This is a genomic window from Klenkia soli, assembly GCF_900103975.1.
GTDB classification, from domain to species: Bacteria; Actinomycetota; Actinomycetes; order Mycobacteriales; family Geodermatophilaceae; genus Klenkia; species Klenkia soli.
Genome location: NZ_FNIR01000021.1, coordinates 1 through 14340 on the forward strand (window position 1 = coordinate 1; position 14340 = coordinate 14340).

Sequence of the window (14340 nt, forward strand, 5' to 3'; positions counted from 1 at the left end):
GTCGTGAGCTGCGGTCGGCCATGCCGGCCGGGCCCTCGGCGCGGTAGCGGTGAGCCCATTTTCGGGCCGTGGACGGATCGACCATGAACATCTCCGCGGCCGCCGCCACCGGCCACTGCTCGACCACGATCAACCGAGCCAGCCGCAACCGGGCACGTGGGGTCAAGGCAGCGTTAGCGTGGGACACGAGGGCCTCCGGTCTGTGAAGCGGTTCCTAGACAGCTCCACTTCACACCCGGGGGCCCTCCCCATCTCAACGACAGTCCCCGATCACCTCAGCTCGGGACAACGTCCCTGGACATCACACCTAGCAGGCGCTGACCGGCATCGCGCTACCGCTCTACCCGGTCACGATGGCCTCCCAGAACGTCGCGGGCGTCGCCGTCCTGGCCGGCCCGGTCTACCGGGTGCCACCGTCGTCGCGGTACCGGCCGGGGGCACGCGATCAACCTGGCCGCCGTCAGCGCGGCGCTGACCGCGGGCCCGGAGGCGGGGGAGGACCGGTCGCGGCGGTGGATCGCCAGCTCGACCGCGGGTGTCGTCCTCGTCGTCCTCGGGTTGGGATCCGCGGCGTTCGGGACGCTGGTCACCGCGGCGTCCAGAGCCGCCTTCCTCGGCATCAGCCCGGCCTTGTGGGCGCTGGTCGCCGGCCTCGTCGTTCGCGCAGCCCTGGATCTGGGGCGGCGGCGTCCGCAGGTCGGTGGTTGAGCCCGCTCGGACGGGGGGAGGAAGCCACCCGTGAGCGTGGACCTGCGGAACCTGAGGCGTGTGGTCGGTACGTCGGCGGCGGTGGTGACCGCCCTGCAGGCGGGCACGGCTGCCCTGGCCCTGCGGAAGAGGCGCCGGGACTACGCCGACGGCGTCTGGGGCCCCGGCCTGGCCGCGGTCGCGATCACCGGTGCGGCCCTGGGCACGGGCGACCCGTGGCGGCGCTGGACCCTCGCGGCGGTCACCACCGGGTGGGCGATCCGGCTGGAGTCCCTGATGCTGGGCCGGCTGCGCGGCACCGACTCGGAGGACGAGCGGTACACCGAGTTCCTCGAGGGCGACGGCACCCCGACCGTGCTGGCCAAGGTGTTCGGCACCCAGGCGGTGGCCCAGCTGCTGGTCTCCGCCCCGCTGCAGCTGGCCGCGGCCAGCACGCTGCCCCGCTCGGCCCGGCGGTGGCTGTTCCCGGTCGGTGCCGCGGTCGCGGTGGCCGGTGCGGTGGTCGAGGCGGTGGCCGACCGGCAGAAGTCCGCCTTCATGGCCCGGGACCGCGACGAGCGACCCGACGTCCTGGACACCGGCCTGTGGGGTGTCTCGCGGCACCCGAACTACCTCGGCGACTCGATCGTCTGGGACGGCGTGTGGTTGGCCGGGGCGGCCTCGGCACCGGGGGCCTGGCTGGTGGCCGCGCCGGCCGCGATGAACTGGTTCCTCATCCACGCCACCGGGGCCAAGCGCACCGAGGACCGGATGGGCGACCGGCCCGCCTACCAGGACTACCAGCGCCGGGTCTCCTTCTTCTTCCCCGGGACCTGACCGACCGCCATCCTGGGGCGGTGGCGAAGCTCCTGTACTCGGCGATCTGCTCCCTCGACGGCTTCGTGGCCGACGCGGCGGGTGACTTCGGCTTCGCCTTCCCCGACCCCGAGGTGCTCGCCGCGGTCAACGAGGACACCGCGCGGATCGGCACCTTCCTGCACGGCCGGCGCATGTACGAGCTGATGCAGGGCTGGGAGACCGACCCCACCTGGGCCGACGGGGACCAGGGGTCGGCCGACTTCGCCGCGCACTGGCAGCGGGCGGACAAGGTGGTCGTCTCGACCACGCTGGAGGACGTCGTCACCCGGCGGACCCGGCTGGTGCGCAGCCTCGACCCGGCCGCGGTCACCGCCCTGGTGAGGGACGCCGAGCTCGACGTCACCGTCGACGGGCCGACGCTGGCCGCGCACGCCTTCCGGGCCGGGTTGGTGGACGAGGTGCACCTGCTGCTGGCCCCGGCCGTCGTCGGCACCGGGCTGAAGGCCCTGCCCGACGACGTCCCGCTGACCCTGGACCTGCTGTCCACCCGACGGGTCAGCGGCTTCGTGGCCGTCCGCTACGCCGTCCGCCGCTGACCCGCCCCGGGCAGCTGGCAGTCAGCAGGTGATGTCGTCGTCGATCGAGTTGGTGTTGTGGCCGCCGATCCCGACGGTGGCGACGCGCACGGTCCCGTCGTACGCCGATGCCGACCCGTCCACGGTTTGCCGGTCGGAATAGAGGACGGCGCTCACCCGGTCCGGGTTGCTCCAGCCGGGGTTGATCCTCGTGACGACGCTTCCAGCCGTCGTGGACTGCCACGCGACGCTCTGGCAGCTACCCGGCGGGGAGTAGGGCGGGTTCACCCCAGCAAGCGCGGTCGGTGCGGTGATGTCGGCCGGCAGGATCGAGGCGACGGCGGCCAGCGCTTCCTCCTCGGGCACGGGAGACGAGAAGACGACGTCCACATGGATGAAGTGACCGTCCCACGGCCCACCGTCGAACATGTCCCCGCACAGCAGCTGCCCGGACGGCAGCAGGTAGGCATAGGCCCGCCCCGACGGCTGACCGGTTGCCGCGGCGCACTCGCTCGTGGCTCCCGGGCCGTAGAGCGCCGAGAGCTGTGCGTCGGTGCTCAGCAGGCCACGGGTCCCGGCGGCGTCGTCCTGAGCCGTGGTCGGAGCCGCGGCGGGCGAGGGTGACGGCTGACTGTCGACGGCGGGGCAGAAGGTCGCCGTCAGGTAGTCGTACAGGGCACGTGCATCGGCGGCGCCCGCTCCGTTCGCGACGTCGGCGGACTCGAACTCGGTGCGCGAGCGGAAGCCGCTCGCCATGTCCCGGCAGGTGCGCACCTGCACGACGGCGAACGAACGCGCATCCGCACCGGCGAGCGGAACCCCCCGGCTGAGTCCGTACCCGGTGCTCCCGGCGACGCGGCCCAGGTCGGTGACCAGGGCGGCGGGAACCCCGGCCTCATCGAGGAAGTCCTGGACCGACGTGTCCTCGGTCGGAGCTTCCGTGGTGGCGGAGCTCGTGGTCGGGGCTGCCGCGGGGCGCGCGTCGTCGGAACAGGCGGTCGAGGCGAGGGCCACGACACCCAGGACGACGGCCGCGGAGAGGGCGCGCAGGACCGGTCGCCGGCGGGCCCACTCGCCCTCAGCAGCAGCCGGTACGGGCATCGCCCCGCGGGAGGGGCAGGTGGACGACTCGCTCATGTCTCCTCGACCGGTCCGGGGTGCGCACCTGTGGCACGTGGGCGAGGAGCCTCCCCCGGATCGGCGCCCCGGCGCGGAAGGCGCGCCCGAGTGCATCCATCGGGGGTCGCGGGTGCCTGACGGGCGGAGGTCGCTGCAACGGCCCGCGACCGTGCAGAACCACCCCCGACCCCAGGAGATCAGACGTGGACGGGCTGGCCCGTGGCCTCGAGGACCGACAGCCACAGGTCGCCGCGGGGGTCGACCTGGTTGCGGGAGTGCGTGACCAGCGGGATCGGCAGGTTCACGAACCGGCCGTGCCAGCGCCCCGCGACCGTCGCCGTGCGTCCGGCCATCGCGGCGTGGACGGCGGCCTGGGCCAACCGGGTGCAGTACACGGAGTCGTGGCTGTTGGCCGGCACGCTGCGGATGGCGTAGCCGGGGTCGACGTAGCGCAGCTGGAAGCGGGTGCCGGTCGCGGTGAGGTGGCTGGTCAGCTCGTCGCGCAGCTTCTTGCCGATGTCGAACAGCTTGGCGTTGCCCGACGGGTCGGCGCCGCCCTCGGTGCCGGCGAACATGTCCTGCCCGTAGCCCTCGGCGACCACGACCAGGGCGTGGCCCTGCCGGTCGAGGGTGCGCTCGACGTGCGCCAGCACCCCGCGCTCGCCCTCCAGCGGCATCGGCACCTCGGGGATCAGCACCAGGTCGACGTCGTCGCTGGCCAACGTGGCGTAGGCGGCGATGAACCCGGAGTGCCGGCCCATCAGCTTCACCAGGCCGACCCCGCCGGGGTGCGAGCGCGCCTCGGTGGCCGCGGCGCGGATGGACTCCGCCGCCCGGCCGAACGCGGTCTGGAACCCGAAGCTGCGGTCGATCCAGGGGATGTCGTTGTCGATGGTCTTGGGGACGCCGACGACCGCGATCGGCAGCCCGCGCCGCTGCGCCTCGTCGGCGATGGTCTGCGCACCGCGCAGCGACCCGTCCCCGCCGATCACGAAGAGGATGTCGATGTGCCGCAGCCGGAGTGTCTCGACCATCACCCTCGGGTCCTGGCCGCCGCGGGAGGTGCCCAGCACGGTGCCGCCCTGCTGGTTGATCCAGCGCACCGACTCGGGCGTCAGCTCCAGCGGCTCGGCGCCGTCGGGGGTGAGCCCCAGGTAGCCGTCGCGGAAGCCCAGCACCGAGTGCACCCCGTAGTGCTCGGCGAGCTCGCCGACCAGGCCGCGGATGACGTTGTTGAGGCCCGGGCACAGGCCGCCGCAGGTGACGATGCCGACCTTGGTCTTCTTCGGGTCGAAGAACAGCGTGCGCCGGGGCCCGCCGGGTTCGAAGGTGGGCAGCTCCTCGACCGGCACGCCGCGCTTCGTGGCGACGCCCAGGGTGCCGTCGACCAGCACCCGGTCGTGCTCGCCCACGTAGTGCATCGACTCGCCGCGCTCGAGCAGTCCGCCGTCCAGCGGCGAGGGCACGGTCAACGGCCCCAGGGTGCGGACGGCGAGGTGCTCCGGGGTGAGCTGGAGCTGCTCGTCGGTGTCCACGTCGTCCATAGTGCCCTGCCGGGGACCCACCGGGGGACCCCGGCTCGCCGCTGACCTGCACGAACGAGGTAGACGTCCGAGACGTGTTGCACCCAGGAACACGACCCCGCCACCCCCCGTTCGACCAGGTGTGACCATCTCCCTGGCCGTCCTCGGCGACTCCATCGCGTTCGGCACCGGGGCTGCGTCGCCGGCCGACGCCATCGGGCCGCGGCTGGTGCGGGCGCTGGCCGAGGACGGCGTCGACGCCGTCCTGCAGGTGGTCGCCGTCCCCGGGGCGGTGTCGGCGGCGCTGGCCGGCCAGGTGCGGCAGGTGACCCGCTGCGACCTGGCGCTGGTGGTCGTCGGCGCGAACGACCTGACCCGCCTGGTGCCGCCGGCCACCGCCGCCGCGCAGCTGGCCGCCGCCGTCCGCGAGCTGCGGGTGCTCGGCGCCGACGTCCTGGTCGTCCCGGCGCCGGACCTGTCCACGGTGCCCTGGGTCCCGGCGGCCTTCCAGGCGCTGGTGGCGACGGCGAGCGCGGAGCTGCAGCGCCGGCAGACCGAGGCGGTCCGGGGCGCCGGCGGGGTGGCGGTGCCGATCGGGACCGAGCTGGGGGAGCGCTTCCGCAACCAGCCCGGCCTGTTCTCGGCCGACCGGTTCCACCCGTCCTCGGCCGGCTACGCCCTCATCGCCGAGGCGCTGATCCCGGTCGTCCGCTCGATCGCCCGCGCACGCACCGCGGCCTGATCATCCCGGGCTCGGTGCTGCCTCGCCGGTACGGGGACAGCGCTGGAGCCGGGGTGATTATTCGTCCTCGGCCTCGGCCTCGTGGGCCTTCAGCTCACGGGTGGCCATGCCGCCCTGACCGCCCTCGTCCCGCGGGCCGGGGTGCAGGTCGGGGTCGGACTGGTCCTTCTCGGGTTCGGTCACCGGCCCAGCCTCGACCTGCGGCGCGGGTCCGGCCAGTCGAGGTGGAGCACCCGGGCGGGACTTGCGGCTCCCGGCAGTCGGACCGGCAGGTCGCCCCCTCGGCTTCGTTTTCGTGCGTGTTTCGCCTGCTCTGGACCGACATGGGAGAAAGCTTTCGATAGATGCTGAGTTTACGTTGTGACCGCTGGCACAGCCGCCCCGCGGACGCGGCCAGCGCGCTCGCTGGCCGTCGGTCACGCGGGTCCTCCCGCCCCTGCGCGGCTCCTCCGGCACCGGTCCGGGGTCGCCGCGCACGCTCCAGGAAGGTAGTGCTGCCGTGAAGAGAAGTCGCAGGTCGATCGCGGTGGGTCTCGTGCCCGTCGCGGCCATGCTCATGGCGCTCCTCGCACCGACCACCGCCCAGGCCGCGGGCACCACCCTCACGGTCGACGTCGGCACCGTCGTCCGGCCGGTGACCCACGTGGCCGCCGGTGGCCTCTACGGGGTGGACACCGGCGACAAGCCCCCGTCGTCCCTGGTCCTCCCGCTGCACCCGAACACGTTCACCCAGCCCCCGCCCGGCACCCAGCAGCTGGGCAACGGCGCGACCACGCCCTGCTGCGACGGCCTCCAGGTGGCGAACCGGGTCACCCAGCTCGGCGCGCAGCAGTACCTGCGGCTGCCCGACGTCTTCAGCACGTTCCCCTACAACTGGGTGAGCTGGTCGGACTGGGAGTCCAAGATCAAGCAGATGATCACCGCGCGGGTGAACGCCACGAGCGCGACCAACATCGCCGGCTACGAGATCTGGAACGAGCCGGACTGCAACTGGGGCGAGAGCACCAAGAACGACCCGAACGCCGGCAGCTACCTGGACATGTGGACCCGCACCTACCGCGACATCCGGGCGATCGACACCACGACGCCGATCGTCGGGCCCGGGGCGTGCGTGTACGACCACGGCTTCATGCTCGGTTTCCTGACCAACGCCAAGAACACCGGCACGCTGCCGGCCGTGGCGGTCTGGCACGAGCTGCAGGACTTCAGCTACCAGAACGTGCAGGCCCACGTCGCGGACTGGCGGGCCATCGAGGACTCCCTCGGCCTGCCGCACATCCCGATCTCGATCAACGAGTACGCCTCGCCCGGGCAGGTCGACATCCCCAGCATCGGCGTGCACTACATGGCCTCGCTCGAGCGGGCCGGGATCCACGACGCCGAGCGGGCCTACTGGTACGAGTCCGGCACCTTCGACGGGCTGTTCTGGAACAACGCGCCCACCGCCTCGTACTGGGCCTACAAGTGGTACGGCGACCAGTCGGGCAACGTCGTGCAGACGACCCCGCAGTCCTACCTGGACGGCGTGGCCTCCTACGACGCCAGCCGCAAGCAGGTCAACGTGGTCTTCGGCGGTGACAGCGGCCAGAACACCGTGCGCATCAACGGCCTGGGTGCCCTGGGCAGCAGCGTGTCGGTGCAGCTGTCCTCGACCAACACCACCGGCCGGATGACCAACCAGACGGCGCCGAACGTGCTGTCCACGACCACCTACCAGGTGGTGAACGGGTCGATCTCGATCCCGGTCAGCGGCATGAGCGCCGAGGCGGCCTACCAGGTCCTGGTCACCCCGACCACCGGCGCGACGACCTGGCAGCAGCGCTACGAGGCCGAGAACGCCACCGTGGTCAACGCCCAGCGGCTGTCCAGCGGGACGGCGTCCGGCGGTGGGTACGTGGGTCGGATCGACAACAACACGGACATGCGGACCGATTCGTTCGTCGACTTCGTGGTCAACGTGCCGACCGCCCGCAGCTACACGATGGCGATCCAGTACGCGAACGCCACCGGGGCCACGGCCACGCAGGGCCTGGCCTACAACGGCGGCGGGTTCAGCACGGTCAGCTACCCGGCCACGAACGGGGGCTGGGGCAACCCGAACGGCACGGTGTCCGTGTCGGTGGACCTGAAGGCCGGCTACAACGTGATCCGGCTGGCGAAGGGCTCCCCGTACTTCGCCGGGGGCACCGGGTTCGCCGAGCTGGACGCGATCACGCTGAGCTGACCGACGACGACGGCGCCGGCCCCCGAGTGCGGGGACCGGCGCCGTCGGCGTCGGCTACAGGACGTCGAACTCGTTGAACGCCGCTCCGCCGGAGAGGGTCGCGTAGCCCGGGCCGCGGTCGAAGAACGGCTCCTCGCCGGTGCGGGCGGACCGCATCTCGTCGCGCAGCGCCGTGGTCGCCGCATCGTCGGCCGTGCCGTCGTCCGCGACCACCACGCCGTAGTCGCGGCGGGCACCCTCGACGCTCACCTTGAGCCAGGCGATGTCGCGCAGCACCTCCTCGACCGGGCGGTCCAGCGGGTCGCCCCAGCCACCGCCGCCGGTCGTCCGCACCCGGACGACGGTGCCGGCCGTGAGCGGCTCGGCGTCGGCCAGCGCGTCGACCTCGTGCTCGTCGGGGCCGCCCGGGTCGACGGTGATCTGGAACGGCCGGCCGGCCTTGCCGCCCTTGACGCCCCAGCAGGCCAGGATCGAGCGGTCGGCGATGGACATGAAGTGCGCGTCGCGGAGCACCCGGATGTGCTTCTCGTACCCGCAGCCACCGCGGTACCGACCCGGCCCGCCGGAGTCCAGCGCCAGACCCAGGGCCTCGATGCGCAGCGGGAAGCGGCCCTCGGTGAACTCCGTGGGCAGGTTCCGCGAGTCGGGGACGACGTGGATGGTGTCCTCGCCGTCGGCGTAGTACCGCCCGCCCGAGCCGCCGCCGAGCACCTCCCGCATGAGGTAGGACTCGCCGTCGGCGTCCGTGCCGTAGACCCCGGTGTACCGGATCGTCTCCTGGTCGGCGGGCATGCGGCCGCCGGTGGCCTTGGCCAGCACCCCGGCCAGCACGCCCAGCAGCCGCAGGATCACGAACGTGCGGGCGTTGGTCGGCGCGGGGAACACCGGGGTGAGCAGCGTGCCCTTCTCGGGGAAGCGCATCTCGATCAGCGGCACGACGCCCTCGTTGACGTCGAGCTCGGCCATGCGCTCCGGGGTGGCCGCGAGGTTGCGCAGCACCGGGGCCAGCCACTTCTTCAGGAAGTTGCCGTCGGAGTAGTCGCCGCAGTGGTTGATCGGGCCCTTGGCCTGCGGCCCGGTGCCGGTGAAGTCGATGACCAGCGGCACGTCGGCGGTGGAGTCCATGGTCAGCGTGATGCGCTGGCGGTGGAGCATCGGCTCGTCGACGCCGTCGTGCTCGGCGTAGTCCTCCCAGACGTAGGTGCCGTCGGGGATCTGGCTGAGGATCTCGGTGCGGTAGACCTCGGTCGAGTTGGCCAGGATCGCGTCGAAGCACGCCTCGACGGCCGCGACGCCGTAGCGCTCGAACAGCTCGCCCAGGCGGCGGGCGCCGGCCAGGCAGGCCGAGCACTCGGCGTCCAGGTCGGCGGCCAGCGAGTCGGGCATGCGCGAGTTGCGGGTCATGATCTTCAGCGCCGACTCGTTGGGCACGCCGCGGTCCCACAGCTTGATCGGGGGGACCATCAGGCCCTCCTCGAACATCGACGTCGCCGCCGAGGGCATGGACCCGGGGACGGCGCCGCCGATGTCGTCGTGGTGGCCGAACGCCTGGATGAACGCGACGACCGCGCCCTCGGCGAAGACCGGCACCGTGACGCAGAGGTCGGGCAGGTGGCCGATGCCGCCCTCGGACAGGTAGACGTCGTTGTGGAAGAAGACGTCGCCGACGTTCATCTGCTCGATCGGGTAGTCGCGCACCACCGGCTGCACCAGCGCCGAGTACGACCGGCCGGTGAGCTTGCGCAGCTGCCGGTCGTGGATGCCGGCCCGGAAGTCGTGCGCGTCGCGGATCATCGGGGAGCGCGAGGTGCGCCCGATCGCGGTCTCGACCTCCATCTCGATCGCGGCCAGGGTGCCGGCCACGATCTCGACGAGCACCGGGTCTGCAGCGGTCTGCGAGGTCGTCACAGCGAGGTCTCCTTGGTGAGCAGCAGGTTGGCGTAGCTGTCGACGGTGGCGGTGAAGCCGGGGTGCACCGGGACCGTGGAGCCGAACTCCTCGACGATCGCCGGGCCGACGACGACGTCGCCGGGCTGCAGCTGCGTGCGGGCGTAGAGCGGGGTCTCGGTCCACTCGTCGAAGAACACCTGCCGGGTGCCGGTGACGGCGTCCTGCGCCGAGCCCTCGGTGCGGTCGGGCCGGGCCACCAGGTCCGGCCGGCGGATCGGGCCGATGCCGCTGACCCGCAGGTTCACCCACTCGACCGCCTGGCGCGGGTCGGCGCGGAAGTCGTAGCCGTAGAGCTGGTGGTGCGCGGCGTGGAACGCCTCGGCCACGGCGGCCAGTGCGGCGTCGTCGAGCTCGCCGTCCCCCACGGGCACCCGGACCTCGAAGGCCTGGCCGACGTAGCGCAGGTCCGCCGTCCGCTGCATGCGCTGGTCGGTCCGGGCGAAGCCCTCGCCGTCCAGGGCCGTGGCGGCACGGGCCTCGAGCTCGGCGTAGGCGGCGGCCACGGCGTCGGCGTCCAGGGCGGTGTGCTTGGCGATCATCGTCTGCACGTAGTCGTTGCGGACGTCGACCGTGAGCAGCCCGAACGCCGAGACGTTGCCCGGGTTCGGCGGCACCAGGGTGCGGGGGAGGCCGAGGATGTCCATGAGCCGGCAGGCCAGCAGCGAGCCCGAGCCGCCGAAGGTGGTCAGCGTGAAGTCGCGGACGTCCAGGCCGCGGGCGACGGTGACCTGGCGCAGCGCGTTGGCCTGGTTCCAGGCCGAGATCTCCAGGATGCCGGTGGCCGTCTTCTCCATCGCCAGGCCGAGCTTGCCGCCGAGGGTCTCGAGCCCGCCGGTGGCCGCCTCGACCGACAGCGGGATCTCACCGCCCAGCAGGTGCGGGGGGATGCGGCCGAGGACGACGTGCGCGTCGGTGACGGTGGGCTCGGGGCCCCGGCTGGGGTAGCACATCGGGCCGGGGTCGGCGCCCGCGCTCTTCGGGCCCACCTTGAGGGTGCCCTCGGGGGCGATCCAGGCGATGGAGCCGCCGCCGGCGCCCACGGTGACGACGTCGATCATCGGGATCTTGGACGGGTAGTCGCCGACCGTGCCCTCGGTGGTGAGCGCGGGCTCGCCGCCGATGACCACGGTGACGTCGGTCGAGGTGCCCCCGCCGTCGCAGGTGAGGATCCGGTCGAACCCGGCGGTGCCGGCGATCAGCGCGGCGCCCAGGGCGCCGGCGGCCGGGCCGGAGAGCATCGTGGTGATCGGCTGGTGCACGACCTCCTCGGCGCTCAGCACGCCGCCGTTGCTCTTCATCACGTAGAAGGGCACCGCGGGGGCGAGCTCGTCGAGCCGGGCCCGGATGTTGGTGACGTAGGCGCCGACCTTGGGCTTCACGGCGGCGTCGACCAGCGTGGTCACCGACCGCTCGTACTCCCGGTACTCGCGCAGCACGCCCGAGCTGATCGACACGACGCAGTCGGGATGTTCCACGTGGAGCACCTCGAGCATGGCCTGCTCGTGCGCGTCGTTGCTGTAGGCGTGCAGGAAGCAGACGCCGACCGTGGTGATGCCGGCGTCCTTGAAGAACCGGGCGGCGGCGACGGCCTGGTCGCGGTCGAAGGGGCGCACCTCGGCACCGGTGTGGTCCAGGCGCCCGCCGACGGTCTTCACCAGGTCGGCCGGCACGATGCGCGGCGGCTTGACCCAGAAGTAGCTGTTGCCGTAGCCGTCGGGCACCGACTGCCGGGCGATCTCCAGCACCGATGCGTAGCCCTCGGTGGTGATGAAGCCGATCCGGTCGAGCTTGCCCTCGAGCAGCTGGTTGGTGGCCACCGTCGTGCCGTGGCTGACCGCGGTGATCGCCTCGCCGGTCAGGCCCATCAGGTCCAGGACCTTCTGCACCCCGGCCAGGAACCCGTCGGCCGGGTTGCCCGGCGTGGACGGCGTCTTCGTGGTCGTCGTGGCGCCGGACTCCTCGTCGACGGCGACCACGTCGGTGAACGTGCCGCCGGTGTCGATGCCGATGCGTACCCGCCTGCTCGTCATGAGAAATACCTTAGCGATGAGATACCCGGCGGGGAAGGCGTCTGCGGGAGAACATCTGCCGCGATGAGGGTTGGGTCACAGTCCGCCCGGGAAGGTGTGTCCCGGGGTTGCAGACATGTGACCCATCCGGCATCCTTGTATCTGTGACCAGGTGTCACATGCAACTTTCGACCCACGGAGGGACGACGCCATGACCAGCACGCTCCCGAGCACCGACCAGCTGACCGCGGCCTTCGGCGCGCACGAGCGCGACGGCGAGGCGGTGTCGGCCCGGCTGCTGGACTCCGCGGCCCAGCTGTCCTACGACCCGTCCACCGAGGTCGATTGGGACGAGCCGCTGGGCGAGGGCCTGCACGGCCTCAACCCCGAGTGGAGCACGCTGTACGGCACGCCGCTCTGGGACGAGATGACCGAGGAGCAGCGGGTCACGCTGACCCGCCACGAGGTCGCCTCGATCATGAGCACCGGGATCTGGTTCGAGATGATCCTGCAGCAGATGCTGCTGCGCGAGCACTACGCCGGCGACACCACGCGCAAGGACTTCCAGTTCGCGCTGACCGAGATCGCCGACGAGTGCCGGCACTCGATCATGTTTGCCCGGGCCTGCGAGAAGCTCGGCGCCACCGGCTACTCGCCCAAGCGCAGCGGCATCGAGCTCGGCCGGTTCTTCAAGACCTTCGCCGGCGCCGAGCGGGCCTTCGGGGCCGCCCTGGTCGCCGAGGAGGTGCTCGACGTCATGCAGCGCGACTGGATGCGCGGCGAGGACGTCCTGCCGATGATCCGCACCACGAGCCGCATCCACGTGGTCGAGGAGTCCCGGCACATGACCTACGCGCGCCAGGAGATGCGCGAGTCGCTGGTGGGGGCGTCGCGGGCCCGGGTGCGCTCCTCGGCTCTGCTGATCGCGATCGTCACCTCGGTCGTGGTGACCAACCTGGTGCACCGCGACGTCTACACCGCCGCCGGGCTGGACGCCGACCGCGCCGAGCGCGAGGCGGCCGGCAACAAGCACCACCAGGCCATGATGCGCACCAGCAGCCGGCACCTGATGGCCTTCCTCGGCGAGTGCGGCATGCTCACCGGTCCCGCGGTGGCGATCTACCGCCGCCTGCACATGATCTGAGGCCGAACCATGGCGTTCGCGATCACCCAGAACTGCTGCTCGGACGCCTCCTGCGTCTCGGTGTGCCCCGTCAACTGCATCCACCCGACTCCCGACGAGCCGGAGTTCGGGCACACCGAGACGCTCTTCGTCGACCCCGACACCTGCATCGACTGCGGAGCCTGCGCCGACGCCTGCCCGGTCGACGCGATCGCGCCCACCTGGGTGCTGCGCGCCGACCAGCAGGTGTACGCCCAGGTCAACGCCGACTGGTTCACCCGCCCCGACGCCCCGGCCGCCCCGGTCTGGGACGCCCCGCGCTTCCCCACGGTCGACCTGTCGGCCATCGGCCGGCTCGAGGTCGCGATCGTCGGCACCGGCCCGGCCGCCGTCTACGCCGCGCAGTCGATCCTGCGGGCCACCGAGGCGCGGGTGACGTTCCTCGAGCGGCTGCAGACCCCCGGCGGTCTGGCCCGCTACGGCGTCGCCCCGGACCACCCAGGCACCCGCCGGGTGCTCGAGCACACCACCGCCGTTCTCCAGCACCCCCGCGTGACCCTGCGCACCGGGGTCGAGGTCGGCCGCGACATCACCCCGGCCGAGCTGGCCCAGCGGTACGACGCCGTCCTGTACGCCACGGGTGCCGCGGGGGACAAGGCGCTGGGCGTGCCCGGTGAGGAGCTGGCCGGCAGCGTCTCGGCCCGCGAGGTCGTGAACTGGTACACCGGCCACCCCGAGGCCGCTCCGGTCGACCTGTCCCGGGTGCGGCGCGTCGTCGTCGTCGGCACGGGCAACGTCGCGCTCGACGTCGCCCGCATGCTCGCCGGCGACGCCGGGCGGTTGGCCGGCACCCAGACCTCGCCCGCGGCCCTGGCCGCGCTGCGCACCAGCGCGCTGCGCGAGGTCGTGGTCGTCGGTCGTCGCGGTGCGGCGGAGGCGGCCTGCAGCAGCTCCGAGCTGCGGGCGCTGACCCACCTGGCCGGCGTCCGCACCGTGCTCACCGGCAAGGCCCCGGACGACGCGGCGCCGGGCAGCAAGGCCGAGCTGTTCGCCGGGCTGGAGCGGTTCGACGACGACCTCGGCGCGGCTTCCGAGCCCGGCCGCCGCATCGTGTTCGCGTTCGGGCTGGCGGCCGAGGAGGTCGTCGGCGACGAGCGGGTCGAGGGCATCACCTTCACCGGCACCGAGGGGACGACGACCGTGCCCGCCGAGCTGGTGGTGCGCGCCATCGGCCACCGCGGCACCGAGCTGCCCGGCCTGCCCTTCGACGACGAGGCCGGCCGGGTGCCGCACGAGGCCGGCCGCGTGGTCGGCGCGCCCACCGGCACCTACGTGGTCGGCTGGGCCAAGCGCGGCCCGTCGGGCGGCATCGGCGCCAACCGCTCGGACGCCGAGGAGACGGTGGGCTCCCTGCTCGCCGACGCCGCCGCCGGACTCATCGGTCGCACCGCCCGGGCCCGACGCCGCTGACCCGCTGAGCGGCCAGGGCGTTGGCCTCTGGTCACCGGGGTGTGATCGTGGTCTCCTCCGGGCGCGGCCCGTCTGGACCGCTCGGACGAGGAGGTCTGG

13 protein-coding genes are annotated in these 14340 nt (G+C 72.6%); 7 read left to right on the top strand and 6 right to left on the bottom strand.

All coding sequences use genetic code 11. The features are described from left to right. A partial coding sequence (locus BLS67_RS22650; RefSeq protein WP_165617701.1) for a helix-turn-helix domain-containing protein occupies window positions 1–187 on the bottom strand: 187 nt, incomplete at its 3' end. Window positions 188–444: 257 nt separating this feature from the next. On the opposite strand from BLS67_RS22650, the gene BLS67_RS25040 reads away from it, so the two are divergent. From BLS67_RS25040 to BLS67_RS22665, 3 genes are read left to right on the top strand one after another with little or no spacing between them, the layout of a single operon-like run. Then, window positions 445–708: a benzoate/H(+) symporter BenE family transporter gene (locus BLS67_RS25040; RefSeq protein ID WP_207500842.1), complete on the top strand. Its 264-nt coding sequence runs from the start codon at window positions 445–447 to the stop codon at window positions 706–708. A 30-nt stretch (window positions 709–738) separates the two neighbouring features. Continuing rightward, window positions 739–1524: a DUF1295 domain-containing protein gene (locus tag BLS67_RS22660; RefSeq protein ID WP_091250569.1), complete on the top strand. Its 786-nt coding sequence runs from the start codon at window positions 739–741 to the stop codon at window positions 1522–1524. A 20-nt stretch (window positions 1525–1544) separates the two neighbouring features. Then, window positions 1545–2102 (top strand): dihydrofolate reductase family protein, encoded by a 558-nt coding sequence (locus BLS67_RS22665; protein ID WP_091250572.1) that lies wholly within the window; start codon window positions 1545–1547, stop codon window positions 2100–2102. A gap of 21 nt (window positions 2103–2123) precedes the next feature. Here the strand turns inward: BLS67_RS22665 and BLS67_RS22670 are convergent, their stop codons facing one another. Both BLS67_RS22670 and BLS67_RS22675 read right to left on the bottom strand, forming a co-directional pair. After that, window positions 2124–3095 (bottom strand): hypothetical protein, encoded by a 972-nt coding sequence (locus tag BLS67_RS22670; protein WP_131801828.1) that lies wholly within the window; start codon window positions 3093–3095, stop codon window positions 2124–2126. 302 nt (window positions 3096–3397) lie between these two features. Continuing rightward, window positions 3398–4735, bottom strand: a complete 1338-nt coding sequence (locus BLS67_RS22675; RefSeq protein ID WP_242654294.1) for an ATP-dependent 6-phosphofructokinase — start codon at window positions 4733–4735, stop codon at window positions 3398–3400. A gap of 130 nt (window positions 4736–4865) precedes the next feature. Between BLS67_RS22675 and BLS67_RS22680 the strand changes: the two genes are divergently transcribed. Continuing rightward, window positions 4866–5465: a GDSL-type esterase/lipase family protein gene (locus BLS67_RS22680; protein ID WP_242654295.1), complete on the top strand. Its 600-nt coding sequence runs from the start codon at window positions 4866–4868 to the stop codon at window positions 5463–5465. A gap of 57 nt (window positions 5466–5522) precedes the next feature. Here the strand turns inward: BLS67_RS22680 and BLS67_RS24865 are convergent, their stop codons facing one another. Further along, window positions 5523–5648 (bottom strand): hypothetical protein, encoded by a 126-nt coding sequence (locus BLS67_RS24865; protein WP_278247158.1) that lies wholly within the window; start codon window positions 5646–5648, stop codon window positions 5523–5525. Between the two features lie 343 nt (window positions 5649–5991). On the opposite strand from BLS67_RS24865, the gene BLS67_RS22685 reads away from it, so the two are divergent. After that, window positions 5992–7689, top strand: a complete 1698-nt coding sequence (locus BLS67_RS22685; protein WP_207500839.1) for a carbohydrate-binding protein — start codon at window positions 5992–5994, stop codon at window positions 7687–7689. A 54-nt stretch (window positions 7690–7743) separates the two neighbouring features. On the opposite strand, the gene BLS67_RS22690 is transcribed toward BLS67_RS22685, so the two are convergent. Further along, on the bottom strand, window positions 7744–9597 hold the full coding sequence (locus BLS67_RS22690; protein ID WP_091250578.1) for a hydantoinase B/oxoprolinase family protein: 1854 nt from the start codon (window positions 9595–9597) through the stop codon (window positions 7744–7746). Further along, window positions 9594–11669: a hydantoinase/oxoprolinase family protein gene (locus BLS67_RS22695; RefSeq protein ID WP_091250581.1), complete on the bottom strand. Its 2076-nt coding sequence runs from the start codon at window positions 11667–11669 to the stop codon at window positions 9594–9596. The genes BLS67_RS22690 and BLS67_RS22695 overlap by 4 nt, the downstream gene beginning before the upstream one ends. Window positions 11670–11859: 190 nt before the next feature. On the opposite strand from BLS67_RS22695, the gene BLS67_RS22700 reads away from it, so the two are divergent. Continuing rightward, the gene (locus tag BLS67_RS22700; RefSeq protein WP_091250584.1) at window positions 11860–12792 is read left to right on the top strand and encodes an AurF N-oxygenase family protein; all 933 of its coding nucleotides are present in this window, start codon (window positions 11860–11862) and stop codon (window positions 12790–12792) included. Window positions 12793–12801: 9 nt separating this feature from the next. Continuing rightward, window positions 12802–14241, top strand: coding sequence for an FAD-dependent oxidoreductase (locus BLS67_RS22705; RefSeq protein WP_091250587.1), 1440 nt, complete (start codon window positions 12802–12804; stop codon window positions 14239–14241). The last annotated feature ends 99 nt before the right edge of the window (window positions 14242–14340 follow it).